26 protein-coding genes are annotated in these 23,880 nt (G+C 68.5%); 4 read left to right on the plus strand and 22 right to left on the minus strand.

Annotated elements, in window-relative coordinates; all coding sequences use genetic code 11:
- Nucleotides 1–84: 84 nt before the first annotated feature.
- On the plus strand, nucleotides 85–426 hold the full coding sequence (locus CFK38_RS10605) for a YciI family protein (protein WP_096803034.1): 342 nt from the start codon (nucleotides 85–87) through the stop codon (nucleotides 424–426).
- A gap of 67 nt (nucleotides 427–493) precedes the next feature.
- Here the strand turns inward: CFK38_RS10605 and CFK38_RS10610 are convergent, their stop codons facing one another.
- From CFK38_RS10610 to CFK38_RS10635, 6 genes are all read right to left on the minus strand, one after another.
- Nucleotides 494–1,918, minus strand: coding sequence for a sulfatase family protein (locus CFK38_RS10610; protein WP_096803035.1), 1,425 nt, complete (start codon nucleotides 1,916–1,918; stop codon nucleotides 494–496).
- Nucleotides 1,919–1,944: 26 nt separating this feature from the next.
- Nucleotides 1,945–2,811: a carbohydrate ABC transporter permease gene (locus CFK38_RS10615; RefSeq protein WP_096803036.1), complete on the minus strand. Its 867-nt coding sequence runs from the start codon at nucleotides 2,809–2,811 to the stop codon at nucleotides 1,945–1,947.
- Nucleotides 2,804–3,757 (minus strand): carbohydrate ABC transporter permease, encoded by a 954-nt coding sequence (locus CFK38_RS10620; RefSeq protein ID WP_096803037.1) that lies wholly within the window; start codon nucleotides 3,755–3,757, stop codon nucleotides 2,804–2,806. The genes CFK38_RS10615 and CFK38_RS10620 overlap by 8 nt, the downstream gene beginning before the upstream one ends.
- Complete coding sequence (locus CFK38_RS10625) at nucleotides 3,754–5,058, minus strand: ABC transporter substrate-binding protein (protein ID WP_157773450.1); 1,305 nt, start codon at nucleotides 5,056–5,058, stop codon at nucleotides 3,754–3,756. Before CFK38_RS10625 ends, CFK38_RS10620 begins: the two co-directional genes overlap by 4 nt.
- Before the next feature lie 147 nt (nucleotides 5,059–5,205).
- The gene (locus CFK38_RS10630; protein WP_096803039.1) at nucleotides 5,206–6,411 is read right to left on the minus strand and encodes an ROK family transcriptional regulator; all 1,206 of its coding nucleotides are present in this window, start codon (nucleotides 6,409–6,411) and stop codon (nucleotides 5,206–5,208) included.
- Nucleotides 6,412–6,758: 347 nt separating this feature from the next.
- Nucleotides 6,759–7,085: a 2Fe-2S iron-sulfur cluster-binding protein gene (locus CFK38_RS10635; protein ID WP_096803040.1), complete on the minus strand. Its 327-nt coding sequence runs from the start codon at nucleotides 7,083–7,085 to the stop codon at nucleotides 6,759–6,761.
- A 237-nt stretch (nucleotides 7,086–7,322) separates the two neighbouring features.
- Between CFK38_RS10635 and CFK38_RS10640 the strand changes: the two genes are divergently transcribed.
- The gene (locus CFK38_RS10640) at nucleotides 7,323–7,652 is read left to right on the plus strand and encodes a hypothetical protein (protein WP_096803041.1); all 330 of its coding nucleotides are present in this window, start codon (nucleotides 7,323–7,325) and stop codon (nucleotides 7,650–7,652) included.
- Nucleotides 7,653–7,679: 27 nt separating this feature from the next.
- On the opposite strand, the gene CFK38_RS17165 is transcribed toward CFK38_RS10640, so the two are convergent.
- The 11 genes from CFK38_RS17165 to glnA all read right to left on the minus strand — a co-directional run bounded on the left by CFK38_RS17165 (nucleotide 7,680) and on the right by glnA (nucleotide 15,412).
- Nucleotides 7,680–8,327, minus strand: a complete 648-nt coding sequence (locus CFK38_RS17165; RefSeq protein WP_157773451.1) for a hypothetical protein — start codon at nucleotides 8,325–8,327, stop codon at nucleotides 7,680–7,682.
- A gap of 153 nt (nucleotides 8,328–8,480) precedes the next feature.
- A complete protein-coding gene (locus tag CFK38_RS17170) occupies nucleotides 8,481–8,642 on the minus strand; it encodes a hypothetical protein (protein ID WP_157773452.1) in 162 nt (53 codons plus the stop codon).
- Nucleotides 8,639–9,031, minus strand: coding sequence for a helix-turn-helix domain-containing protein (locus CFK38_RS10645; RefSeq protein WP_245850997.1), 393 nt, complete (start codon nucleotides 9,029–9,031; stop codon nucleotides 8,639–8,641). The genes CFK38_RS17170 and CFK38_RS10645 overlap by 4 nt, the downstream gene beginning before the upstream one ends.
- Nucleotides 9,028–9,762: a hypothetical protein gene (locus tag CFK38_RS10650; RefSeq protein ID WP_096803042.1), complete on the minus strand. Its 735-nt coding sequence runs from the start codon at nucleotides 9,760–9,762 to the stop codon at nucleotides 9,028–9,030. The genes CFK38_RS10645 and CFK38_RS10650 overlap by 4 nt, the downstream gene beginning before the upstream one ends.
- A gap of 89 nt (nucleotides 9,763–9,851) precedes the next feature.
- Nucleotides 9,852–10,034 (minus strand): hypothetical protein, encoded by a 183-nt coding sequence (locus tag CFK38_RS10655; RefSeq protein ID WP_096803043.1) that lies wholly within the window; start codon nucleotides 10,032–10,034, stop codon nucleotides 9,852–9,854.
- Nucleotides 10,031–11,128, minus strand: coding sequence for a recombinase RecA (locus CFK38_RS10660; protein WP_177371012.1), 1,098 nt, complete (start codon nucleotides 11,126–11,128; stop codon nucleotides 10,031–10,033). The genes CFK38_RS10655 and CFK38_RS10660 overlap by 4 nt, the downstream gene beginning before the upstream one ends.
- Before the next feature lie 197 nt (nucleotides 11,129–11,325).
- Nucleotides 11,326–11,778 carry a hypothetical protein gene (locus CFK38_RS10665; RefSeq protein ID WP_096803044.1) on the minus strand — a complete coding sequence of 151 codons (453 nt, stop codon included), beginning with the start codon at nucleotides 11,776–11,778 and terminating at the stop codon, nucleotides 11,326–11,328.
- A gap of 131 nt (nucleotides 11,779–11,909) precedes the next feature.
- Complete coding sequence (locus CFK38_RS10670; protein ID WP_096803045.1) at nucleotides 11,910–12,110, minus strand: helix-turn-helix domain-containing protein; 201 nt, start codon at nucleotides 12,108–12,110, stop codon at nucleotides 11,910–11,912.
- 154 nt (nucleotides 12,111–12,264) lie between these two features.
- A complete protein-coding gene (locus CFK38_RS10675) occupies nucleotides 12,265–12,681 on the minus strand; it encodes a hypothetical protein (protein WP_096803046.1) in 417 nt (138 codons plus the stop codon).
- Nucleotides 12,678–13,838: a tyrosine-type recombinase/integrase gene (locus tag CFK38_RS10680; RefSeq protein WP_096803047.1), complete on the minus strand. Its 1,161-nt coding sequence runs from the start codon at nucleotides 13,836–13,838 to the stop codon at nucleotides 12,678–12,680. Before CFK38_RS10680 ends, CFK38_RS10675 begins: the two co-directional genes overlap by 4 nt.
- Nucleotides 13,839–13,981: 143 nt before the next feature.
- Entirely contained in the window at nucleotides 13,982–15,412 is a 1,431-nt protein-coding gene (gene glnA, locus CFK38_RS10685; protein ID WP_096803048.1) for a type I glutamate--ammonia ligase, read from the minus strand.
- 180 nt (nucleotides 15,413–15,592) lie between these two features.
- Here glnA and CFK38_RS10690 point away from each other — a divergent pair, with 180 nt between their 5' ends.
- A complete protein-coding gene (locus CFK38_RS10690) occupies nucleotides 15,593–16,027 on the plus strand; it encodes an RDD family protein (RefSeq protein WP_096803049.1) in 435 nt (144 codons plus the stop codon).
- A 392-nt stretch (nucleotides 16,028–16,419) separates the two neighbouring features.
- On the opposite strand, the gene CFK38_RS10695 is transcribed toward CFK38_RS10690, so the two are convergent.
- The 3 genes from CFK38_RS10695 to lipB all read right to left on the minus strand — a co-directional run bounded on the left by CFK38_RS10695 (nucleotide 16,420) and on the right by lipB (nucleotide 18,992).
- Nucleotides 16,420–17,175, minus strand: a complete 756-nt coding sequence (locus CFK38_RS10695) for a DUF4191 domain-containing protein (RefSeq protein WP_096803050.1) — start codon at nucleotides 17,173–17,175, stop codon at nucleotides 16,420–16,422.
- A gap of 32 nt (nucleotides 17,176–17,207) precedes the next feature.
- Complete coding sequence (gene lipA, locus CFK38_RS10700) at nucleotides 17,208–18,230, minus strand: lipoyl synthase (RefSeq protein ID WP_096803051.1); 1,023 nt, start codon at nucleotides 18,228–18,230, stop codon at nucleotides 17,208–17,210.
- Nucleotides 18,231–18,293: 63 nt separating this feature from the next.
- Complete coding sequence (lipB, locus tag CFK38_RS10705) at nucleotides 18,294–18,992, minus strand: lipoyl(octanoyl) transferase LipB (protein ID WP_096803052.1); 699 nt, start codon at nucleotides 18,990–18,992, stop codon at nucleotides 18,294–18,296.
- 81 nt (nucleotides 18,993–19,073) lie between these two features.
- Here lipB and CFK38_RS10710 point away from each other — a divergent pair, with 81 nt between their 5' ends.
- On the plus strand, nucleotides 19,074–20,507 hold the full coding sequence (locus CFK38_RS10710; RefSeq protein ID WP_157773453.1) for a hypothetical protein: 1,434 nt from the start codon (nucleotides 19,074–19,076) through the stop codon (nucleotides 20,505–20,507).
- Nucleotides 20,508–20,616: 109 nt separating this feature from the next.
- On the opposite strand, the gene sucB is transcribed toward CFK38_RS10710, so the two are convergent.
- Both sucB and lpdA read right to left on the minus strand, forming a co-directional pair.
- A complete protein-coding gene (sucB, locus tag CFK38_RS10715; RefSeq protein WP_096803054.1) occupies nucleotides 20,617–22,428 on the minus strand; it encodes a 2-oxoglutarate dehydrogenase, E2 component, dihydrolipoamide succinyltransferase in 1,812 nt (603 codons plus the stop codon).
- 28 nt (nucleotides 22,429–22,456) lie between these two features.
- A complete protein-coding gene (gene lpdA, locus CFK38_RS10720) occupies nucleotides 22,457–23,860 on the minus strand; it encodes a dihydrolipoyl dehydrogenase (RefSeq protein ID WP_096803055.1) in 1,404 nt (467 codons plus the stop codon).
- Nucleotides 23,861–23,880: the final 20 nt, after the last annotated feature.

Here is a 23,880-nt window from a genome sequence, read left to right on the forward strand (position 1 = left end):
CCGACGCCGGGGGAGGAGACTTCCCCGACACCAGGCAGAGTCCCGGCGGCGGCAGAGCCCCGGGGCCGATGAGAGGCGGACCCGATGGCGACGTATCTGATCTCCTTCCCCAGCCGCGCGATGAGGGTCCAGGAGCCCGACCTGCAGGAGGTCGCTGACGACTCCCATGCTGTGGTGCGAGAGGCGAAGGCCGCAGGTGCCTGGATCTTCGGCGGCGGGATCGACGAGAGCGTGCCGCCGGTGATGGTCGACGGCACCGGCGGTGTGCTCGAGAGCACCTACGCCGAGACCCGCCATCTGGGTGGCGGCTTCGCTGTGCTCGAGGTCGCCACTCGCGAGGAGGCGCTGGAGTGGGCGCGCAAGCTCGCCGCCGCCTGCCGCTGCGCGCAGGAGGTGCGGGTGTTCGGGGATGATCCCGAGAGCTGAGGAGCGGCGCCGCACCACGACGCTGTGATGGGCAGCGACGCTCGCCGTCATCCACCGCGGGGCCCGTTCAGCCGTCGAGGATCTCACGTACGGGTCCGTCAGCGACGACGGTCGGCCGTGAGCCGAACCGCTCCCCGTCCTGTCTCGGAGCCTGCAGGAGAGTGCGGGTGTGAGACGCCAGGGGATTCCCGACGGGGCCGTGGAGCAATGGGTCACCTGTCTGCTGCATCCATGCGAACAGCTGTTCGCTGAGCTCCGCCAGAAGATCGGCGTGGCTCGGGTCCTCGGCGAGGTCGTGCTGCTCCCATGGGTCGTTCCGCAGGTCGTAGAGCTCGAGGCTGGGGTGGTAGTCCTCGTGCGCGTAGCTGGGCTCGCGAGGTGTGCAGCGGCGCCGCCACGACTGGCTGGGGTCCATGTACCCCGGAGCGGAGCTGAAATTGGCGATCAGCTTGAGCTCGTCCGTGCGCACGCAGCGCCGAGGATCGTAGTAGTCGTGGTAGGTCATCTCCGCGAAGACGTGTTCCCGGCCGATGGTGGGCTGCTCACCGGCCAGGGCCGCCGCGAAGCTCTCGCCGTGCATCGTGCGTCCAGGTCCGGCGGGCGGGCCCACGGCCTCCAGCAGCGTCGGCGCGACGTCGATGTTGCTCAGCGCCCCGGTGATCGAGCTCCCTCCGCTCCAGCCGCCGGCGGGCCAGCGGGCGATGAACGCGATCTCCAATCCCGGGTCGTACAACGAGCACTTGGCGCGAGGGAGGGCGAGTCCATGATCGGTGGTGAAGATCGTGATCGTGTCCTCAGCCAGGTCGAGGTCGTCCAGCGCCCTCAGCACGGAGCCGACCGCTGCGTCCATCGCCCGGATCGCGCCCTGCAGCTCCGCCAGCTCCGCCCGGGCCGTGTCGTCGTCGGCGAGATAGCCGGGCACGTGCACGCCCCGGCTGGTGTCGGGAGACAGATGATCCCCGAGGAAACCCATCACCCCCTTCTCGTCCCGGTGACCGGGAAGCCGATGGGGCTCCTGGAACCCGACCTGGAGATAGAACGGTTCATCGCTGCGGGCGAAGCGATGCAGCGCCTCGACCCCTCGTTCGGCGACGACCTCCGCCAGGCCCCCGGTGCGGACGCGATCGAAGCCGAGGCGCTCGGCGATCACCTCGTCGGAAGCGGCTCGCGACTCGTGGTGCACACCGATCAGCTCGCTGCGGTACCCACCGGCGCGCAACAGCTGGGCCAGATGCTTCTCCTCGGGGTGCAGGTCCCAGGCGAAGGATCGGTGGGTCAGCCCCATCACCCCGTTGGCATGAGGCCAGCGCCCGGTGAACAGCGCTGCTCGGGACGGACTGCACTGCGGAGCTGCGGCGAACATGTTGGTGGCACGGACGCCCTGTGCCGCCAGGGCGTCCAGATGCGGTGAGACCACGCTGTCCACGCCGTAGCAGCCGAGGTGCCGGCCGAGGTCGTGGCAATGGATGAGCAGGATGTTCGGGCGGGACATGGGGCCTCGACTCACGGGTGGGGACGTCACTTGATGCCGGTCCGAGCGACGCCGGCGATCACGCGTTTCTGGAAGACGATGAACAGGATCAGGATCGGGGCGATGGCCATCAGAGAGGCCGCCATCATCAGGGGATACTCGCTCTCGTACTGTCCCTGCAGGTTGGCGATGCCCACGCTCAAGGGCCGGACGGTGTCATCGGTGGTGATCACCAGCGGCCACAGCAGCTCGTTCCACGACCACATCGTGGTCATGATCCCGAGCGCGAACATCCCGTTGCGCGCCAGCGGCATCATGATCCGCGAGAAGATCTGGAACGGATTCGCGCCGTCCAGCCGTGCCGCTTCCTCGAGCTCATCGGGCAGGCCGAGGAAGAACTGCCGCATCAGGAACGTGCCGAACGCGGTGGCGAGGCCGGGAGTGACGATGCCCATGACGGTGTTCAACCAGCCCAGCTGATGGATGAGCTGATACTGGGAGATCAGATAGATCTGGGGCGGGATCATCATGACCGACAGCACGATCGCCAGCAGCACCCCGTTGCCGCGGAAGCGCATGCGCGCGAAGGCATAGCCGGACAGAGACGCGAGGAGCACCTGTGCGATCACGCGGATGACGGTGATGAGGATGCTGATGTACAGCTGGTGCCCGAAATTGATGGTGGAGAAGACGTCGGCGTAGTTGTGCCACTGAAGCCGCTCCGGCCACAGGCTGGGCGGGACGGACTGCACCTCGGCGTTCGAGGACAGGCTCATCATCAGCTGATAGAGCAGGGGCATCACCATGACCACGCCACCGACGAGCAGCACGGTGTGTGTCAGAGCGGTCCCGTAGCTGCGGCGGCCGGGGCGGCGCGTCGGTGGATGCGAAGGCTTCGTCGCGAGGTCAGTCATAGTGCACCCATCGCTTCTGGAGTCGGAACTGCAGCATCGTGAGCAGGCCGATCACCACGAGGGCCAGAATTCCGATCGCGGCCGCATAGCCCTTGTCGTTGTTGATGAACGCTTGGGCATAGAAGATGAACACGAGACCCTGGGTCTCGGGCAGGGCGATGTTGTTCGTACCGAGCATGATGAAGATCAGGTCGAACTGCTGGAATGCCTGGATCACGGTGATGATCGTGACGAAGAACAGTGATGGGGTCATCAGCGGGACCGTCACGGAGAAGAACTGCCTGAGCGGAGAGGCTCCGTCTATCTCGGCGGCCTCGTAGAGCTCCCGTGGGATCTCCCGCACCCCGGCGCTGAGCAGGATGAGATTGAAACCCATGGCACTCCACATCCCCACGATCGAGACCGCGATCAGTGCGAAGGGAGGGGTCGAGAGCCAGTAGGGGCCACTGATCCCGATGAGGCTCAGCAGCCAGTTCGCCACGCCGAAATCGCCGTTGAAGATGATCTTCCAGACGATCGCGACGGCGGCCGGCATGGTCACGAACGGGATGAAGTACAACGTCCGGTACAGCGAGCGGAACCGCATGCCGGGACGCTCGATCATCGACGCCAGGACGGTGCCGATCGGGATGCTGATCATGACGATCAGCGTGAAGACCGCCGTGTTGAGGAAGGATCTGATGATCTCCGGATCCTTGAGCATGCGCGCGTAGTTCGCGATGCCGGTGAAGGTCGTCCCACCGAAGGCGCCCCACTCGGTGAAGCTGTACCAGAGCGTCTGGACGCCCGGCCACAGATGGAAGACGCCGAGGATCAGCAGCGTGGGAGCCAGGAACAGCGCGGGCCACAGTGGTGAACCGCGCAGTCGGCGCGAGCGGCGCCGGGCCTGACCGGCGTCCGTCGAGGGAGCACTGCGGGAGGACCGAGCCGTCGGCGGGGCGCTCATTCCTTCGCGAGCAGGTTGTTGATCGTGGTGAACAGCTCCTCGCAGGTGCTCTCGACCTCGGCCTCGCCCGTGAACACCGGCAGCAGCATCTCCAGCTCGACGCTCTGCCACTCCTTCGTGTTCTTGGTCGCGGGGTTCGAGAATCCCTGGGCGATCGCGTCCTCGAAGACCCTCAGATCGAGGGTCTCGATCGAGTCGTAGAACGGATCCGCGGCACCGTTGAACGCAGGGATGACCACACCCGACTCCGCCTGCGCGATCGCAGCCTCTTCGCCGCCCAGGTATTCGAGGAAGGCCATCGACGCCTGAGGGTTCTTCGAGACTGCGGGCATGACGTTGCTCAGCCCGCTGACGCACACCTGATTGCCGGCGCTGCCGGCCGCCCAGGAGATGACCCCGAGGTCGTCGCCGAGCGCCTCGAGGAAGGGCTGGGTCTGCCAGGTCCCGCCGGCGGCCATCGCGAGCTTGCCCGAGGAGAACCAGTCGTCGAAGGAGGTGTCGGTGAGCTGCTTGATGCTCGGCGACAGCCCATCGGCGAGCAGATCCCGCCAGAAGGTCACCCCTTCGACGGTGCCCGGCTGGTCGTACCCGCAGGCCGTGTGATCCTCGTTGAGGATGTAGCCGCCGGCCTGGTGCACCGAGTTGTACCAGGAGTGATTGCCGGCGGAGTTGACGGGGCCGCTGAATCCGTACACGTCGCCCCCGGAGCCCGATACGACGGCCTCCGCCGAAGCCCGGAGGTCCTCCCAGGTCCACCCCTCGGCGGGCTCGTCCACCCCGTACTCCTTCAGCAGCTTCTTGTTGAACCAGATCGCCATCGCATCGTTGTCCTTGGGCACGCCGTACTGGACATCGTCGAGACGGTACAGATCCCAGACCGCCGGGGTGTAGTTCTCCTTGGCGAGAGCGCCGCCGTCGACCATCGAGGTCAACGGCATCAGGATCTCGTTCTGTGCGTACAGCTGGAAGTTCGGGGGGTTCATCCAGAACACGTCCGGCAGGGAGTCGCTCGATGCCTCGGTCTGGATCTTCGTCCAATAGCTGCCGAACTCGGAGACGTCGATGGAGACCGTGATGTTGGGGAACTTCGTGGTGAAGCCGTCGACGATCTTCTGCATCGCCGGCTCCTGCGCCTTGTCCCAGATCGCGTACCGCAGTTCTGCGGTGAGGTCTTCCGGCGCGGCGGAATAGGTCGTGTCCGAGCCGCCGGGAGTCGAGGACGAACCGCCGCAGGCGGCCAGACCCGAGACGGCAGCTGCTGTGGTCAGACCGAGGAGTGAGCGGCGGGTGAGTGATCGCATGAGAGTTCTCCCTCGAGTGGGGGGCATCATCGCCCCGTGGTTCATGCTCTGCCTCGCACGGGGTGGTGACCCTTCCCGCACACCCCGATCCTCTCGCCGACCGACATTAGTGTCAAGGGGGCGATTAATTGCCGAAGCGCTCTGTGCTCACCGGCCTCCGCCGACGAGAGCGGCCTCGTAATGCGTGGGGCGCCGCAGGTAATCGTCCAGGACGAGGGCCGCCGAGGCGCGATCCCATTCGTTCCCCACCACCCGCCAATGGCGGATCATCCGCGGCATGTCGCCGAGCGAGCGGGTGCAGGCGGCGGTCGCGGTGCCCAAGCAGAGTTCGACATCCTCGGGAGCCCCGATCAGCCCTGCCACGATGGTGAGATCCGGATTCATCACCTCCACCAGATGGGCGACGGCGCGGCCGAGCTGCTCGGCCCGTCGACGCACCAGCGCACCGACCTGTGCATTCGTCGCCTGTGCTCGGTAGATGTCTGACCATTCGGAACCTCCCGGCAGGGCGTTCAGGCCGATCGCCTGCTGCAGGACGGCCTCGTCGGTGACCACGACGCCGAGGCAATCGACGGACCCGCATGGGCACGGGGCGCCGGGCCCGCCGGGAACGGGCAGGTGTGCGATCGTGCCGGCGCTCGCCCCGGGGCCGCGATGCAGCTGGTGGTCCACGATCAGTGCGGCGCTGATCCATCCGGCCGTGTGGATCACGAGGACAGAGGTCTCGCCGTCTCCCGATTGCTGCAGCTGGCTCATGGCGAGGGCGCGCACGGAGCTGTCCGCGACGACCGGCAGTTCGAGCGCCGCTTCGAAGGGCGTGCGCAATGAGACGTCCGTCCATCCCAGCTGCGGGCTGGACAGCACTGCACCGGAGTCGAAGTCGACCACACCGCCCGTGCTCACGCCGACCCCGACCACGTTCTCGCGTCCCACCTTCGCGACCAGTTCTTCCGTGAGGGCCACGCTCGCCGCGAGGACCGGGGCCGGGTCGGTGGCCGGATGTTCGACGAGCGCGGAGGTGATGGGCTCACCTGTCAGGGTGAAGGCTGTGGCGGTGGTCGAATGGGCGTGGACGTGGGTCCCGACGACGAGTCGTCCGGGGGAGGGGAAGCCGAGTGGGATCTGCGGACGGCCCGATGCGCCGCGGCCGTTCTGCTGCACGGGCAGTTCTTCGATGACACCGGCCGCCAGCAGTGCCGAGACCAGCCGGGTGATCGTGGTGAAGCTGATGGAGGTGCGGCGGGCGAGCTCCTTGCGTGCTACCGGGCCGCTGAGAATGCAGCGCAGGATGGCTCCGACGTGCTGGTCCCGCACAGTGCGCATGAGCGGGGTCACGGAGTTTCGCTGCGTCATGGCTGCATGCTAATCGGCGCGGTTCCGGACAGCATGGACAGCCCTGATCTGCGACGGCCCACCGGTCGAACCGCAGGTGCACCGTCTGCCCGATCCGGGCATGGGCCGGGTCGTGCTCACCGACCTGCTGGACGCCCTCCTCGGTGCCGGGACCCTCGAGCGGGTCCCGGCGTCCTCCGACCGACGTGCGCGCAGGACCGTGACCGCGGACGCGGGAAGAACGCTGTCGAGGGGTACGAGGAGGGGCGCTGCGGCCGACACCGGGCTCCTGGCCGATCTGAGCAGCGAGAAGAGGGGAGCTGGGCTATCCGTCGTCGCGCATGGTGCGCCCGGCCGCACCGGTGGGATCAGAAGGGTCCGATCCTCACCACGGCGCCCTCGAGGTCCTCGTCCCAGGGGACCTGGCAGGTCAGCCGTGAGGTGGGCTCGCGCTCGTCCTCGGTGAGGGAATCCAGCACATCGGCCTCGTCCTCGTCGATCTCCCCGGCGGTCTCGAAGGAGACCTGGTCGAGGAAGGAGTGGCAGGTGGAGCAGGAGGCATTCCCGCCGCAGGTGGCGAGGATCGGGAAGCTGTTGCGCACGAGGCACTCCATGAGGGACTCGTCGTCCTCCCAGTCGACGTCGGAGTGCTCGGCGCCTTCGCGGTCGATGACGGTGATCATGATGGTGCTCATGCCCCTATTCCATACCCTCGAGGCGCTCAGGGCCAATCGGTTCCTTCCTGCGGCATGCCGCGCCCATCGCGCACGGAGAAGGCCCCAGCCCTCAGCAGCGCTGGGAGCGGGGGCCTTCGTCGACAGACGGGCCTCGCGGCTCAGATGTCGTAGTAACGCACGGAGTGTCGCTGACCAGCACGAACAGAATCGCGTGCAACTAGCGTGCTTCACGGGGTGATGACGAGAGGACTCACGATGACCGAGATGCACGACGACGCCGCCCGTCAGATCGTCCACCAGCTCCGCGCCCGCATGTTCACCGACACCCTGTCAGGCTGCCCCGCCACCCAATCCCGCTACTTCGAGACCGCCGAACGGCTCACCCCCGTGCTCGACGTCCAGGCCGTCCTCGGTGGGGCGGCCGACGGCGGACCACTGATCCACGTCGGCGACGTCGCTCTCACCCCTGCTGGTGCCGCGGCGCTGCGGGATCACCTCGGCGTGCTGCTGCACGTCCTTAGCGACGACGGTGACCCGGCGGCCCTGCAGGACCCTACGGCCTATGGCAATGACGCACTCGGCTGACGAGAAGTCCTGCTCCGCGCTGTATAGTCACGCATCATTCACTTCCTCTTCGTCAAGGAAATCCTGGAATCCAGGGATATTGCTTGCATAGTCGTCCGGTATGGGGAGGTGTCGGGCGTAAGGCCGCTCTTTTGCCGGGAAACCCATTTTGGATGGAATGTAATGTTTGTCTACTGTCCGCCACTTGCCGCGCTCGGCCTTAGCGCCACGTCGAGGCAACCCTTGCCAGAGCGACCATTGCCAGACTTCGTACGATTCCGGTCCCCGCTCAAGGTCCCTTCTTGAGGCTCGACCTACTCCCCTCGCAAGGAGCAAGCCACTGTCTAAGTATGAGAGGCCAACCTGTACTCTTTCGCCGTGGTGGACTCGCACTATGGCGGCCATCGGTTCAGAATCGGCGGTCATAGACCGGCGAATCTCGGGCCAGGGGCCGATTACGGAACCGCCCCACACTACGAACTGCACCTCATGCGCATTCTTCGGGCCCATAATTCCAACGTTCACGAAGTAGTCAGTGTATTGCTCCGCCTCCAGGATCTCATTCTTTCCGACATACATTCCGTCAATTGGGCGCGAGGCGTATTCGCGCATGATCTGCCAGATCACCGCAAGGAAGGCGGCGAAAGCTAGAACGAAAGAGCCACCTGAGATCCAGATGCTGAGTGAGTTCTCCATGTCTGGATGCTAGCTGTTCGGGGCCTGCGCCTCGGCATAAGTGTCGGGATCGAGAGATGAGATCCGACGGCGCAGTCCCTCGCTCCGATGGGCCAGGAGATAGGGGACGGCCCCCGGTACCGGTGATGGGATCGGGGGCCGTCCTGTGCCCTGTCAGGCCGCGTCGCGGATGGTCTGCTGGTACGCGGCGATCATGCCCTCCAGCTGCGCGACTCGGCCCTGGTCCGCTCCGGTCTCCAGGGCCTCGGCGTAACCGTCCTCTAGCCGTGCGAGGTCGCCCGCCCACTGCTCGCGCAGCTGCTCCAGCCGGGTCATGCCGTGCCCCCTGCAGGTCGTCCGATCAGCATTGCCAGCATGCCCTGCACCTCGGCGGTGCCGTTGCCCTGTTGCGGGTCCATCAGGCCGCGGGTGCGGGCCTCCAGCTGGTCGACCTCCAGCAGCCGCGGGACTGTCCGCACGGGGTCCTGCTCCAGCAGGGGCCACAGGTGCGCCCGGTAGGTGGCGAACCTCGACATCATCAGGTCACGGGCTACGGTCTGCTCAGGCAGGGTCTCCTGCATGGTGGACAGGACCCGCTGCACGGTCGTCTTGGACACGCCGTGCCGCTCGGCTGCCTCCCGCTGCGTGCGGCCCTGCGCCAGGGACTCCAGGATCGCTGCGTCACGCTTCGCACGCTCGATCCGGGCCACGCTGCGCCCGGTCACCGGTCCGACCCCATGAGGTCCCTGGAGCGGTCCGCCTGCTGCGCTACCCGCTCGCGAATGCCGTCCTGTGCGGCGCGCCTCTGCGCGTCGGCGAGGGTGCGGGCTTCCTCCGGCGAGGACACCAGCCCGAACGTGCCCCGGTAGGCGGCGACGTCGTGCCGGTAGATCGCGGACTGCACCGCCCCGTCCGGCTCCTGACCGTCTGCCAGGGCCTCCAGGGCGTCGGCCCATGCCGTGGTGGCCTCCTGGTCGGCGTGGGACTCGGCGGCCTTCACGGCGTCCTCGTGCCCGAGGTCGGCGAGGCGATCGAACACGGCCCCGCGCAGCTCGGCCTGCACGCCCTCGGGGTCGGACGACGACAGGACCCGCTCGCTGGTCTCGGCGGCGTCCAGGATCGCGGCGAGGCGGGTCACGTCGGCCTGCTGGATCACCTGGAGGATGTTCCTGCCCGCGTCCATCAGGGCGTCTACCTTCGCCCGCTGGTGAGCCAGCACGGCGATGCCGTCCGCCGTGGTGGGGGCCAGTGCTGCGGTGACGGCGTCGCGGGGGTCCGGTCCGTCGGGCCGCTGCGGGATCGCCTCGCGCAGCTTGGCGCGGGCTGCTGCGCGGGCCTCGGTCTGCCGCTGCCGGTTCGCCTCGGGGGTCAGGTCGGGGTCGTGCATCTTCTCGGCGGCGACCTGGTCGGCGCGGTACTGGAGGAATGCGCCCTGGAGCTGGCTGGTGTTGATCATGGTGCGTGTCCTTTCGGGACGTGGTGAGTGGTCCTGCTGGTGGTCGGTGGCGGGGCCTGGTGGTGGTGCCCGGGGCCGTGCTGCGGGGGTCACTGGTCGACCCCCTGGAGGTCGGCCATGTCGTGCAGCTCGTCGGCGAGGCTGCGCAGCTCGTCGCCGGGGATGAACACGCGCCCGTTCCGGCCCTGGAGCATGACGCCCGCCTCGGCGTCGACCTGGTGCCGGTTCCACAGATACGGGGTGACCCGCACGGGGCCTGCGAGGGGGCTCATCGGGGGGCCTCCTCGCAGGTGGGGTGGATCGGGTAGGTGGACGGCTCACCGCAGGCCGCGCAGCGGGTCGCGCCGGGAGCGGTTCCGGGTTCCGCACCCTGGGTGTGGGAACCGGGGAACCGCACAGACTCCGCCGATGTGTCAGAAACTCGTCGGTACTCCCGCAGCGCGTCAGCGGCCCGGGAGCGTCGCCACGTCATCCGCTCCTGCACGTCCCGGACCGACACCGGCTGCGGGTCCATCTGCCGCAGCGCGTCGACGTCGGCAGGGTCCGCAGCCTCGGCAGGGTTCCGCTCCCCGCCCGCAGGGGCGTGCACCCTCCAGGACGTCGCCCCGTCGACGGTGGACAGCTTGAACGTCCCCGCCACCGGCTCCTTGTCCTCGGCGGGGGAGACGGCGCGCAGACCGCCGTGCCGGTCCTTGTGGATCGTCAGCAGGGCTGCGCCGCCCCGGCCCGGGGTGAACGCCTCCAGCAGCTTCACGCGCAGGGACACACCGCCGATCGCTCGGCGCTTCGCTGCGGTGCCGGTCGCTCCCAATGCCCGGGACTCGCTGTTCTTCGCCAGGTGGTCAATCGCGATCAGGGCCGTGTCAGCCTTCGCGGCCAGCGGCTTCATCACGCGGGAGTGCACCATGGTGAAGTCGTCGGGGCTGTTGGAGCTGACACCGAACAGGGGGAGTAGTTCCCCGATGGAGTCCAGGACCGTGACATCGGGTCGCCAGGCCACGACGTCGGCGACGACGTCCACCAGGTGCGGTGCGTCCTCCGGCTCGACGTACCGGAACCGCTGGAGGTCGGACAGTGCCCCGCCGGGTGCCCCCAGCATCAGCAGCCGCTGCACGGTGGCCTGCATGCCGTTGTGGTCAAGGTCCAGGACCAGGGCGCTGCCGCCGTCGCGCAGAGCCTCGGCGGCTGCTGCGAGCGCTACCCACGTCTTCCCGGACTCGGGATCACCGAACACGAGGTTGACCTGTCCCGTGTAGAACAGCGCGTGCCCGTCGGACCGGGCGAGGATCGCCGGTGCTGGAGGGTCCGGCATGGTGCCGTTCAGCAGCGCGGCGACATCGGCGTACAGGGGATGAGGTTCTGACACATCGGACCGGTCTGTGCGGTTCCCGGGTTCCCACATAGGGGGTCGGGAACCGGGAACCGCTGCGCTGCTCCCACCGGTTCCGGGTTCCGGGAACCGCTCGGGAACCTGGGAACTGCTGGTCAGGTCGGGGGCGGTGGCCCACTGTGCGGTCACAGCGTCCAGGGCTGCCCGGTCCTCGTCGGCCAGGTATTCGCGGCTCATCGTGGTGCCACCTCCTCCCCGGTGAGACGGCGGGCGGCGTCCTCCAGGGCGCGGCCCTGGTCGACCAGCACCACGGCCAGCTCGTCGGCGGCACACTCGTCCACGGCCTGCTGCACGCGCTGCGCGTACTCCTCGGCGCGGCGGCGCACGGTCGCCTCGATCAGTGCCGGGATCATGCACAGCCCGCCCGCAGCCATGGGGGACCCGTCGACGCCGTGCAGATCGAACACCAGGGCGTCGAACCGGTGCCGGTCCTGGGGGCGGATGAACGCACGGTCCTGCGCGTGCTGCCCCAGCGTCATCGGCTCGACCCGGTCACCGCTCATCAGGACGGCGTGTGCGGCCCGTACAGCGACGCGCAGCGGGGCACTGGTGAAGTCGCCCGCTGTGATCCTGCGGAACGCCTGACGGGCCTCCTGCGGGATCGTGTGCAGGATCGCCCCGGCCACTGCGACCTCGACTCGCGGGAGGGTGCTCAGGTCGACGCTGACGGGGATGGGGACGATAGACTCAGGGGTGCGTGTTCGGTCGTTCTGGGCCGCCCCGGTTGCCTGACCGGGGCGGCTTTCTGTTGCGGTGGTCACCGGTGATCACCCGCCGTGGGGATCGGGGTCAGCAGGGCGTCCAGCTCGGCCCGGTCGACGCGGATCGCGCGTGCTCCGAGGCGGTACCCGGTGAGGTCCCCCCGTGCAATGAGGTTGCGGATCGTGCGGTCGGTGACGTTCAGGTACTCAGCCGCTGTGGACTGCGTGACGTACCGGCCTGTCAGGGTGTCAGGCATGAGAAAAGCTCCCGAGTGATCAGCGCATGCTGCGCTATGTCACCGGGAGCTGCTACGCCTGCGCGCCGCCGTTCCACCTGCTGGTGGCCCTGTACTGGTGGCGACCGTGCTCGCCGAACGTTGGAGCATTCACGCTAGCACGCGTCGGTTCCGGTCAGTGCCAGGCGACGCGCACTGTCCCCGGGTCTGTGATGCCCTGCACTGCCAACTCGACCCGGCGCTTCTCCCACGTGACCAGGGCCGTCAGCATCGGCCCCAGTGCCTCGCGGCCTGCCCGCAGCGTTGCTGTACTGCACTCGGCGCACTGCACCGTGACCGTGACGTGCCCGTCCGTGTCCACGCCGGGACCGGCCACGCTGTCGCGGCCCCCGGTGAGCGTCCAGCCGTCCCCGGTCCGCTTAAACCGCAGCGCGGCCCCGGTGTCGTGCCGCTGCGTCCGGCGCTCGCGGCCCTTGCACGTGAGCCGGATCAACGGCGACCGCCCCGTGTCTCCGCACAGCCGGTCCAGGAGGTCCGGCACGCCCGGCTCAGCTGCCAGCGCTGCCGTCATCATCTGCTGCATGCTGCTCATCGGTCATCGCCTCCGGCCGTCTCGCTGCTGGTCGTCTCATCGCTCGTGCTCACCGTGGCGAGCGCTGCCCCCAGGGCGTCCGCGATGGAGCGGTCACGCTCCCTGACGGCGTGCTGATAGCCCATCGCGATGGTGGGGGAGGTGTGCCCCAGGCGGGACATCAGCTCCCGCGTAGTCGCCCCCGTCGCGGCTGCAAGCGTCGCCCCGGTGTGGCGCAGGTCGTGCGGCTTCACGTCGTGCAGCTCCGCAGCCTCGGCAGCACGCCGGAACATGTATAGGTAGCCGGTGTAGGACAGCGGCTGCGCCGGGTCACGCGGCGAGGGGAACAGGTGCCCCATCGGCCCATCGGTCGCATGGTCGCGCAGCTGTGCCAGCACCTGCTCGTGCAGCTCGGCGGGGTAGTGGACCGTGCGGACGCTCGATGACGTCTTGACGGGGCCGATGCGCGCTGATCCGGCATGCACAGCGGACGCTGTCTCTCGGACGTTCAGGGCGTGCGCTCTGGTGTCGACGTCACGGCGGCGCAGCCCGAGGACTTCCCCGGGGCGCAGCGCGCAGTACGCGGCCAGCAGGATCGCCAGCTGCCGCCCCTCGGGGGCCTTCCCGGCGAGGGCGGACACGTCGGCGACGGTGAGCGCGTGACCCTCGCGCTTGCGCTCGTACTGGCCTGCCCCGCGCACCCTGACGGGGGACTCGGCGACGATCCCGTCATCGGCTGCTGCACGGAACAGCTGGGCCAGGACTCGGTACGCGTTGGCGCGGGCGGCGGGCTTGTCGGCGGGGAAGATGGACAGCCACTTGCGGACCATCGCGGGGGTGACGTCGACCATCGGCGTCGTGCCGAACGTGGGGACGATCCATCGGTCGATCTGCACGCCGTAGTGGTAGCGGGTCCGCTCGCGCACCTGGTGCGTCGGCAGCCACTGCTGCGCGTACTCGCCCACGGTGACCCGGTCGTCGCGGCCCCGCCATGATCCGGTCTCCAGGGCGGCGCGTTGCACGGACAGCCACGCGTCGGCGTCGATCTTGGCGGTGAACGTCGACGGGGCGGCGCGGCGCTGCCCTGCGGGGTCCAGGTAGCTCGCCTGGTATCTCCCGCTGGGGAGCTTCCGCACCGCCCCGAAGGATCGGCGGGTCCGTCGTCGCTTCGCTGCCATGGGGCTGCCTCCTGCTCGTGCAATAACCGTGCGATACACCGAGGCTACTCGGTTCCACTCGGTTCTGTTGCACGACGGTGCTACTGTGCAGGCAGCACCCCGGAAACAGGCAGGTCAGCGAAGCATTCCCAGGCCCCTACGGCTCAGATGTCGTAGTAGAGCTCGAACTCGTGCGGGTGCGGGCGGAAGCGGAACGGGTCGATCTCCGTGGTGCGCTTCAGCTCGATCCAGGTCGAGATCATGTCCTCGGGGAACACATCGCCCTCGGTGAGGAAGTCGTGATCCGCCTCGAGGGCGTCCAGTGCGGCTCCCAGGGACTCGGGCAGCTGCTTGATCGCCTTGTGCTCCTCCGGCGGCAGCTCGTACAGGTCCTTGTCGATCGGCTCGGGCGGCTCGATCCGGTTGCGGATGCCGTCGATACCGGCCATCAGCTGCGCGGCGAAGGCCAGATACGGGTTCGCCGAGGGGTCCGGTGCACGGAACTCCACGCGCTTGGCCTTCGCAGAGGCACCGGTGACCGGGATGCGGATCGCGGCCGAGCGGTTGCGGGCCGAGTAGACCATGTTCACCGGGGCCTCGAAGCCGGGCACCAGTCGCTTGAAGGAGTTCACCGTGGGGTTGGTGAAGGCCGTCAGGGAGGGGGAGTGCTCGATGATCCCGCCGATGTACCAGCGGGCGATGTCGGAGAGGCCGCCGTAGCCGCGCTCGTCGAAGAACAGCGGCTCGCCGTCCTTCCACAGCGACTGGTGGGTGTGCATCCCCGAGCCGTTGTCGCCGAACAGGGGCTTGGGCATGAAGGTCGCGGTCTTGCCCGCGTCCCAGACGGTGTTCTTCACGACGTACTTGAACTTCATGACGTCGTCGGCCGCCTGCAGCAGCGTGTTGAAGCGGTAGTTGATCTCCTGCTGGCCCGCCGTGCCGACCTCGTGGTGAGCGCGCTCGACCTGCAGGCCGGTCTCTTCCAGCACGGCGCAGATCTCGTCACGCAGATCCGCCATCTGGTCGTTGGGCGGCACCGGGAAGTACCCGCCCTTCAGGCGCGTCTTGTACCCCTGATTGCCACCGAACTCGGACTCGTCACGGTCGGTGTTCCACACCGCCTCGTCGGAGTCGATGCTGTAGAAACCGGAGTTCACGCCGGTCTTGAAGCGGACGTCGTCGAAGATGTAGAACTCGGCCTCGGCGGCGAAGAGCGCGGTGTCCGCGATCCCGGTGGACTTCAGGTACTCCTCGGCCTTGCTCGCGACGGTGCGGGGGTCCCGGGAGTAGGGCTCGTCCGTGAACGGGTCCACGATGGAGAAGTTCATGATGAGCGTCTTGCGCTCGCGGAACGGGTCCAGGTAGGCCGTCTCCAGATCCGGGATCAGCTTCATGTCGGACTCGTGGATCGCCTGGAACCCGCGGATCGAGGAACCGTCGAAGAGCTGGCCGGTGGCGATCGCCTCTTCATCGAAGGTGCTCGCGGGGATGTTGAAGTGCTGCATCACGCCGGGAAGATCGCAGAACCGGATGTCGATGAACTCGACGTCCTCCTCCTCGATGTACTTCACGACCTCGCTGGGACTGTTGAACACATCTCCTCCATCCGCGCCGTTCGGCGCGTGTTGTGCTGTCGGACCCCGAGGGGCATCACCTGGCGAGCTCCGGCGACCCGCGTGGGGCCCGAACTCGGGTGCCCCCAGCTTAGGCGCTGTGGCGCGCGGCACCTCCGCGAGCGCACCGGACGTCCAGGTGCGGGAACTAGGGTTCGGGGCGTGATCGATCGCAAGGACCTCGGCTCATGGATGGACGGCCCTCCGGTGGAGGAGGGATACGTCAAGGGCTCCTCCCTCGGCCTGCCCCCGCAGGGCCCGGGCTCCGTCGCGCCCTTCTGGAGGAGGCCGCTGTCGCTGGCGATCGACTGGGGCCTGTGCATGCTCGTCTCCGCCCTGGTGTTCTCCGGGGACGCGTTGGCGAACCTGGTCCTGTTCTTCGCGGTGAACGTGCTGTTCCTGAGCCTTTTCGGGGCGACGCCGGGTCAGTTCGTGCTCAGGCTGCGGGTGCTGCCGGTCACCGGTCGCTCCCCGATGGTCCTGCGCGCGCTGGTGCGCACCACCCTGATGCTCCTGCTGCTGCCGGCGGTGGTCTGGAACCGTGATTCCCAGCCGCTGCACGATGTGGTCGCGGGCACCGCGGTCGTCACGGTCTGACGCCTGCCGGTCGAGCTCGCGGCATGCTCCGCTCGGCACTCCGCCGCCCCCGCGACACCTGCGCGATACGGTGTCGAGCCCCGCACCCCCGCTGACCCGACATCCCTTTGACCTGCGCAGACGCAGTGTGTCACGAAACGGTAACGAACGTCACGGTGAGGTCACGGTGGGGTCGGGTGGCGGAGGTGATCACGAGCCCGTGGCCCGTGGCGAGCACCGAGCAGCGCGTGGCGAGTACCGAGCAGCGCGTGGCGAGCACCGAGTGCGACCTTCCGTCCCGTTCAGAGGGCAAGGGGCGTGCCGTGTGCAGCAGTCGTCGAGTGGTGGGGCGGGAAACACTCAGCCCCCTCCCGTCGTGACGGGAGAGGGCTGTGAGCGGTTCCGGACCGGGATCAGCGGCCGCGCATCGCCTTGCGGTTCGGTCGGGCGCGCATCGGGTCCACGCCCTTGGGCACTGACTGACGCAGCGAGCGGCGCAGCGCGTTCAGGCGCTTGGTCACCTGGGCGGCCTCATCCTTGGTCAGCTGCTTCTTCATGCGCTGCATGTAGTTGGGCAGCTTGTGCAGGGGCACCTCGCCGTCACCGTCGCCGACGACGATCTGGTGGACCGGGACGTTGTCGTGCTGGAGCACCCGGCGGATGCTGCGGCGCTCCTTCTCGAGCATCTTCATGGAGATGCTCGAGGAGTCCTCCGCCACCATCGCGATGCCCGCCCGGCCCGAGGCGCGGAAGAGCATCTTCTGACTGCGGGGATCGATCTGGACCGGCTCCTCGTCCACGTTCCAGCCCCGGCGGATGGACTGCATCGCCGCCAGCGCCGCACCGGACTGGCCCTTGATGCGGCCGAACGCCGCCCGCTCCGCCTTCCGGGCCAGGATCATCATGGCGATCAGGAGGCCGATCGCCAGGCCCATGAAGATGCCGTACCAGGGGCTGTTCAGCACCAGCCAGCTCACCAGCACACCCAGCGCGATCGCACCGAGGATCGCCGCGATCATCCACGGCAGGGTGGTGCGGTCGACCTCCTGGGTGTACTTGAACACCTCGATGATCTGCTTGATGCGGCCCTGCTTCTTGGTGCCGTCAGGGTTCAGCTTCTGCTTCTTCTTCGAGCCCTTCTCGGGCTTGGTCTCGGACGTGCGAGCCATGGGCGGTGAGTCCTCTCGGGGCCGGGCGGGCGTCAGCTCGCGGCGGCCTGCTGGGTGCGAGCGACGACGCTCGCAGCTTCCTGACGGGCGGGCTGGTTCGAATCGAGATGAAGGAGGTTCTCCGGGATCTCCCGGCCGAGCTTCCGCATCGCCTGCGCCCAGAGCTTGCCGGCGCGGTAGGAGGAGCGGACCATCGGCCCCGCCATCACGGCGAGGAACCCCATCTCCTCGGCGGCCACGGACAGCGCCACGAACTGCTGGGGCTTGACCCAGCGGTCGATCGGGTGATGCAGCTTGGAGGGGCGCATGTACTGCGTGATCGTGATGATGTCGCAGCCGGCGTCGCGCAGGCGTTGGAGCGAGTCCAGGATCTCGTCGTCCGTCTCACCCATGCCGAGGATGAGATTGGACTTGGTGATCATCCCGGCGGCCTTGCCCATCGAGATCACATCGAGCGAACGCTCGTACCGGAAGGCGGGGCGGATCTGCTTGAAGATCCGCGGCACGGTCTCCAGGTTGTGGGCGAACACCTCCGGCTTCGCCTCGAAGACCTGTTCCAGGTGCTGGCCGTTGCCCTTGATGTCGTCGATCAGGAGCTCGACCCCGGTGCCGGGGTTCATCGCGTGGATCTGCTCGCAGGTGCGGGCGAAGAGGCCGGCCGCGCCGTCCTCGAGATCGTCTCGGGCCACGCCCGTGATGGTCGAGTAGCGCAGACCCATCTCCTGGACGGACTGCGCCACCTTGAAGGGCTCCATCGGGTCCACGGCCATCGGCTTGCCGGTGGCGATGTTGCAGAAGTCACAGCGGCGGGTGCAGGTGTCGCCACCGATGAGGAAGGTCGCCTCGCGATCCTCCCAGCACTCGAAGATGTTGGGGCAGCCGGCCTCCTCGCACACCGTGTGCAGGCCCTGACCGTGCACCCGCTTCTTCATCGCGGTGTACTCCGGACCCATCACGGCGCGGGTCTTGATCCATTCCGGTTTGCGCTCGATCGGGACTTCGGCATTGCGTGCCTCGATGCGCAGCAGGCGCCGGCCTTCGGGGGCGGTAGTCACCCTGTTGCCTCCTCATCTCGACGTTCCATGGAGTCTATCGACCTGCCGTGCTCTTCCGTCGCCTCAGACCGGGCGGGCCGAGGTGCGGTGCGCCACCAGCTCGTGCACCGCCTCCGCGGCGATCTCGACGACGTCCGCCACCGCGATGCGGTGTCCGGCCTCGCGGCTCAGACTCGTCACCCCGGCGTCATCGATGCCGCAGGGGATCACGTTCTGCGCCCAGGACAGGTCGTTCGCGCAGTTCAGCGCGAACCCATGCATCGTCGCACGTTTCGACACCCGCATGCCGATGGCACACACCTTGCGAGCTTCCTCGTCCCGGGGGGTCACCCATACTCCGCTGCGCCCCTCGACGGGAACGGTGTCCACGCCCACGGCGGCACAGACGCCCATGAGGGTACGCTCGAGATCGCGCACGAATCCGACCACGTCGATCGGGATCGGCAGCTTGACCAGCGGATATCCGACCAGCTGCTGCGGTCCGTGCCAGGTGATCTTCCCGCCGCGGTCGATGTCGACCACCTCGGCCCCGTCCCGGGGGCGCTCATGGTCTCGGGTGAGCTTGCCTGCGGTGTAGACCGGCTGGTGCTCGAGCAGCAGCAGGGTGTCCGGGCGGGTCCCGGCCACCACTTCGGCATGCAGTGCGCGCTGCACCGCCCAGGCGGCGCGGTAGTCGACGGGCCCCGGCGGCAGGCCGAACTCCGCATGGCGGTCTCCACCGGGCAGGGGTTCGCTGAATCCGAGGCGTATGACGTCGAGCACCCGCCCAGGTTACTCCGCGCCTCACCTGGACGTTGTGGATAGCCACGAGGGTGGCGGGACCGGATGGGGTTCACTGCCGGTATGGACGACTTCGATGACGAGAGGTTCTCGCGACCGGCCCTGTCTTCGCAGCCGGCGGCGCGTCACGTGAGACGGGCCACAGCGGCTTTCGAGGAGGCCGGGCACCGGAGCGTCGACGGAAGCCGCGAGGAGCAGCTGCTGGGAGCGGGTACGTCCTCGCATGCGGTGCGCGTGCGCGGTCTCGACGAGGAGGAGCGCGGGCGGATCCGGGAGGAGGTCCATTTGCTGGCGGCGCTGGAGGTCGCCGGGATCACCGCTGCACCGGCGGTGCTCGAGCTCGAGGAGGAGGGGTATCTGCGGGAGGCGGCCCCCGCGCTGAGCCGCCACGGCGGCCGACGGGCGGCCGAGAGGGGAACACCGCCGACGGGGGAGCGGCGCGCCCTGGCGCGTGCCCGGGAGTCGGTGGATGCGTTGATCGGTGCTGTGCACGAGCGCGGCTGGGTGCTCGGTGCACCGCACGCCCGCGGGCTGGGGGCGCGAGCCGACGGCACGGTGCTGCTGCTGGACCTGCGCGGGCTGCGCCGCGACGAGGGCCTCTCCGCCCGTCAGGAGGATCGTCGCTGGGCGGACTCCGTGCTCGAGGACCAGGACCGCACCCTGCGTCGACGCGTGCACCTCGACCCCCGGCGCACCGAGGAGGACCCACTGCTGCTGGGCGATGACCCCGCGCAGCTGCCCGCCGCGGGGGCGGGGGAGGCTCCGTCTCTGTCAGCTCCTCCGCAGCCCACCCTGCCGGTCCCGCGCAGGCGCCGCCGGGACACCGAGGACACGCGTCCGCCGCCGTCCGTCGCCCAGGAACGCTGTGCATCGTCCCCCGCTCGCTCCGGAGCCGGACAGCGGGTGCTGTCCTCGATCCACGAGGTGCTGCGGCAGCCGCGCCTGCGCCGCACCGCTGTGCTCAGCGGCGCACTGGTGCTGCTGATGGGCACCATGGGCTGGGGGGCCTGGTGGGCCCGGGACCGGGCCGTCACGAGCACCGACGGAGAGCATCCCGTGGCCACGGCTCCCGCCGACGCCGCGCCCCGACCTGCACCACGAATCGAGGATCCGCAGCTGCTCGTGGCGGAACTGGCCGGCTCGCGCCACGCCTACGTCACCGGCATGTCCGATCTGCCGACCTCGGCCCGGGGCAGCGTCGCGCTGGTCGAGGACGAGCGGATCCGCGACGCCTACTCCGGCATCACGGTCCGGGCGGGAGGGCCCGTGGTGCACGCCGCACAGGTCATCGAGCAGCCGGGCGCGACAGATACCGCAGTGCTGCATGCCGTCACCTCGATGGAGGAGCTCCATCTCGAGGAGGCCGACGGTGGGACCGCGACGGTGCCTGCCACCGAGCCGGCCACGATCCGGATGCTCCTGCGGTGGGACGGGGAGCAGTGGCGCGTCGTCAGCGCCGCCGCGCTCACGACGAACCGGGAGTCCGGGGCATCCTGAACGGTCATCCGACGACGGGGAGGGCCCCGGCACCAGGTGGTGCCGGGGCCCTCCCCGGACGCTCGCCGCCGCGGCAGCTCGCGTCGATGTCGCTCAGCGACTCACCGGATCACAGACCCAGCTCACCCTCGAATGCGCCCTCCTCGAGCCGCTTCTTCATGTACGTGAGGAAGCGGGCGGCGTCGCCGCCGTCGACCATGCGGTGGTCGTAGGAGAGGAACAGGTACATCATCGAGCGGATGGCGATGGAGTCATCGCCCTCGGCGTTCTGCACGACCGCCGGACGCTTGGTGATGGTGCCGGTGCCGAGGATGCCGACCTGCGGCGCGGGGACGATGGGGGTGTCCCACAGTGCTCCGCCGGAACCGGTGTTGGTGACGGTGAAGGTGGCACCGGACAGATCGTCGGGGACCAGCTTGTTGCCCTTGGCCCGACCGCCGAGGTCACCGATCTGACGGGCCAGGCCCGCCAGGTTCAGGTCGCCGGCGTTCTTGATCACCGGGACCACGAGACCGCGCTCGGTGTCCGCGGCCATGCCGATGTTCTCCGAGCCGTGGTAGACGATCTTGTCGCCGTCGATGCTGGAGTTCAGCTGCGGGTAGGTCTTCAGACCCTCGATCGCGGCCATCATCAGGAACGGCAGGTAGGTGAGCTTCGCACCCTCACGGGCGGCGAAGTCCTCCTTGGCACGGGCACGCAGCTTGGCGATACGGGTCAGGTCGACCTCCACCGCGGTGGTCAGCTGCGCCATCTCGTGCAGGGACTCCGTCATCCGCTGGCCGATGACCTTGCGGATGCGCGGCATCTTCTCCTCGGTGCCGCGCTTGGAGGAGACCTCCACCTTCGCTGCTGCCGGGGCAGCAGCGGCGGGAGCAGCGGCGGCAGGTGCCTCGGCGGCAGACTTCTGCGCCTCGATCGCCTCCTGCACGTCCTGCTTGCGGATGCGACCGCCCAGACCGGAACCCTTCACGGAGGAGAGGTCCACGCCCGCCTCGGACGCCATCTTCCGCACCAGCGGGGTGACGTAGCCGGAGGACTCGGCCCCGGAGACAGCGTCAGCCGCCTGCGGAGCGGGAGCTGCTGGTGCCTCGGCCTTCTTCTCCTCGGCCTTCGGCTTCTCCTCGGCCTTCTTCTCTTCGGCCTTCGGCTTCTCCTCGGGCTTCTTCTCCTCGGCCTTCGGCTTCTCCTCGGGCTTCTTCTCCTCAGCCTTCGGCTTCTCCTCGGCCTTGGCCGGAGCGGCATCGCCCGAACCGATCACGGCCAGCACGGAGCCGACCTCGGCGTCCTCGTCCTCGGCCACCTTGATCTCGAGCAGGGTGCCGGCGACCGGGGAGGGGATCTCGGTGTCGACCTTGTCGGTCGAGACCTCGAGCAGCGGCTCGTCGACCTCGACGGTGTCGCCGACCTCCTTGAGCCAGCGGGTGACGGTGCCCTCGGTGACGGACTCGCCGAGCGCGGGCATGGTGATGTCCTCGCCGGAGGCGGCACCACCGGATGCGCCGGAGTCGGCGTCATCTGCGTCATCAGCGGGCTTCTCCGACTCGGCGGAGGGGGCCTCTTCATCGTCGGTCGACGGGGCGACGGTGTCGTCCGAGGCGAGGTCCTCGCCCTCGGCGGGCGCCTCTTCCTCCTCGGTCGATGCCTCGGCATCGGAGTCGTCGGAGCCGGAGCTCTCGGACCCGGAGCCGTCGCCGATGACGACGAGATCGGCGCCGACCTCGGCGTCCTCGTCCTCCTCGACCAGGATCTTCTCGACGGTCCCCGCGATGGGGGAGGGGATCTCGGTGTCGACCTTGTCGGTCGAGACCTCGAGCAGCGGCTCGTCCATCTCGACGGTGTCGCCGACGGCCTTGAGCCAGCGGGTGACGGTGCCCTCGGTGACGGATTCACCGAGTGCCGGCATCTTCACGGTTTCAGACATGGGGTTCTCTCCTCCTGGGAAGACGGGCTCAGGCGTGGGCGTGCAGCGGCTTGCCGGCGAGCGCGAGCGCGGCCTCGCCCAGGGCCTCGTGCTGCGAGGGGTGGCCGTGGACGAGGGAGGCGACATCCTCGGGGTACGCCTCCCAGTTGACGATGAGCAGTGCCTCGCCCATCAGCTCCGAGGTGCGCGAGCCGATCATGTGGACGCCGATGATGGGGCCGTCCTTCTCGCGGACCAGCTTGATGAAACCGGCAGTGTTGAGGATCTGGGACTTGCCGTTGCCGCCGAGGTTGTACTCGTAGACCTCGACCGCGTCCTCGCCCAGCTGCTCCTTCGCCTGCTTCTCGGACAGACCCACCGAGCCGACCTCGGGCTCGCAGTAGGTGATGCGCTCGATGCCGGACTCGACGATCGGAGCCGGGTTCAGCCCCGCGATCCGCTCGGCGACGTAGATGCCCTGCGCGAAGCCGCGATGGGCGAGCTGGAGGCCGGGGACGATGTCGCCGACGGCGTAGACGCCGGCGACGTTGGTCTCCAGGGTCTCCTTGTCCGCGAGCACGAAGCCGCGATCCATCTCGATGCCCTGCTCCTCGTAGCCCACGCCTGAGGTGGCGGGGCCACGGCCGACGGCGACCAGCAGGTAGTCGCCCTCGAAGACCTTGCCGTCGGCGAGGGTGACCTTCACACCGGTGTCGGTCTGCTCGGCCTTCTCGGTGAAGACGCCGAGCGAGAACGTGATGCCGCGCTTCTTGAATGCGCGCTCGAGGGCCTTGGACAGCGCCTCGTCCTCATTGGCGACCAGGTGGGGCAAGCCCTCGACGATGGTCACGGACTCCGCGCCGAGCGACTTCCAGATCGAGGCGAACTCGACGCCGATGACGCCGCCGCCCAGGATGATCGGGTTCTTCGGGATCTCCGGCAGCTGCAGCGCCGCCTCGGAGTCCAGGAAGCGCCCGCCCAGGTCGATGCCCGGGAGGGTCTTCGAGTAGGAGCCGGAGGCGAGGATGATGTTCTTGCCGGTGAGGGTGCGGGTGCCGGACCCGGTCTCGACCGAGATGGTGTTCGGGCCGGTGAGCGTGCCGAAGCCCTCGACGTACTCGACCTTGCGGGACTTCACCAGGCCCTGCAGGCCCTTGTGGAGCCTGCCGATGATCTTGTCCTTGAACCCCAGCACCTTCGTGGCATCGATGCCGTTGAGGGTGAGGTCGACGCCTGCGGCGGCCGCCTCGTTGGGGGCGTCGGCGAGTTCGCCGACGTGCAGCATCGCCTTGGTCGGGACACAGCCGCGGTGCAGGCAGGTGCCACCGAGCTGGTCCTTCTCCACGAGCGCGATCTTCTGGCCGAGCTGGGCTCCGCGCAGCGCGGCCGCATAGCCGCCGCTGCCACCGCCCAGGATCACGACGTCGAACTGGTCAGTGCTTGTCTCCGCCACCTGTGTGCTCCTCGGTGTCT

Origin of the sequence: Brachybacterium vulturis (assembly GCF_002407185.1) — a bacterium.
In the GTDB taxonomy this organism is placed as follows: Bacteria; Actinomycetota; Actinomycetes; order Actinomycetales; family Dermabacteraceae; genus Brachybacterium; species Brachybacterium vulturis.

Excerpts from the sequence above, each read along its gene's own strand:
- CFK38_RS10670 (WP_096803045.1), bottom strand. The coding sequence starts at position 12,110 with ATGCCTGACACCCTGACAGGCCGGTACGTCACGCAGTCCACAGCGGCT.
- CFK38_RS10675 (WP_096803046.1), bottom strand. The coding sequence starts at position 12,681 with ATGAGCAGCATGCAGCAGATGATGACGGCAGCGCTGGCAGCTGAGCCG.
- CFK38_RS10630 (WP_096803039.1), bottom strand. The coding sequence starts at position 6,411 with ATGACGCAGCGAAACTCCGTGACCCCGCTCATGCGCACTGTGCGGGAC.
- sucB (WP_096803054.1), bottom strand. The coding sequence starts at position 22,428 with ATGTCTGAAACCGTGAAGATGCCGGCACTCGGTGAATCCGTCACCGAG.
- CFK38_RS10695 (WP_096803050.1), bottom strand. The coding sequence starts at position 17,175 with ATGGCTCGCACGTCCGAGACCAAGCCCGAGAAGGGCTCGAAGAAGAAG.
- CFK38_RS10610 (WP_096803035.1), bottom strand. The coding sequence starts at position 1,918 with ATGTCCCGCCCGAACATCCTGCTCATCCATTGCCACGACCTCGGCCGG.
- CFK38_RS10650 (WP_096803042.1), bottom strand. The coding sequence starts at position 9,762 with ATGATCAACACCAGCCAGCTCCAGGGCGCATTCCTCCAGTACCGCGCC.
- CFK38_RS10640 (WP_096803041.1), top strand. The coding sequence starts at position 7,323 with ATGACCGAGATGCACGACGACGCCGCCCGTCAGATCGTCCACCAGCTC.
- CFK38_RS10605 (WP_096803034.1), top strand. The coding sequence starts at position 85 with ATGGCGACGTATCTGATCTCCTTCCCCAGCCGCGCGATGAGGGTCCAG.
- CFK38_RS10620 (WP_096803037.1), bottom strand. The coding sequence starts at position 3,757 with ATGAGCGCCCCGCCGACGGCTCGGTCCTCCCGCAGTGCTCCCTCGACG.
- CFK38_RS10625 (WP_157773450.1), bottom strand. The coding sequence starts at position 5,058 with ATGCGATCACTCACCCGCCGCTCACTCCTCGGTCTGACCACAGCAGCT.
- CFK38_RS10655 (WP_096803043.1), bottom strand. The coding sequence starts at position 10,034 with ATGAGCCCCCTCGCAGGCCCCGTGCGGGTCACCCCGTATCTGTGGAAC.
- CFK38_RS17165 (WP_157773451.1), bottom strand. The coding sequence starts at position 8,327 with ATGGAGAACTCACTCAGCATCTGGATCTCAGGTGGCTCTTTCGTTCTA.
- CFK38_RS17170 (WP_157773452.1), bottom strand. The coding sequence starts at position 8,642 with ATGACCCGGCTGGAGCAGCTGCGCGAGCAGTGGGCGGGCGACCTCGCA.
- CFK38_RS10710 (WP_157773453.1), top strand. The coding sequence starts at position 19,074 with ATGGACGACTTCGATGACGAGAGGTTCTCGCGACCGGCCCTGTCTTCG.
- CFK38_RS10680 (WP_096803047.1), bottom strand. The coding sequence starts at position 13,838 with ATGGCAGCGAAGCGACGACGGACCCGCCGATCCTTCGGGGCGGTGCGG.
- CFK38_RS10615 (WP_096803036.1), bottom strand. The coding sequence starts at position 2,811 with ATGACTGACCTCGCGACGAAGCCTTCGCATCCACCGACGCGCCGCCCC.
- CFK38_RS10635 (WP_096803040.1), bottom strand. The coding sequence starts at position 7,085 with ATGAGCACCATCATGATCACCGTCATCGACCGCGAAGGCGCCGAGCAC.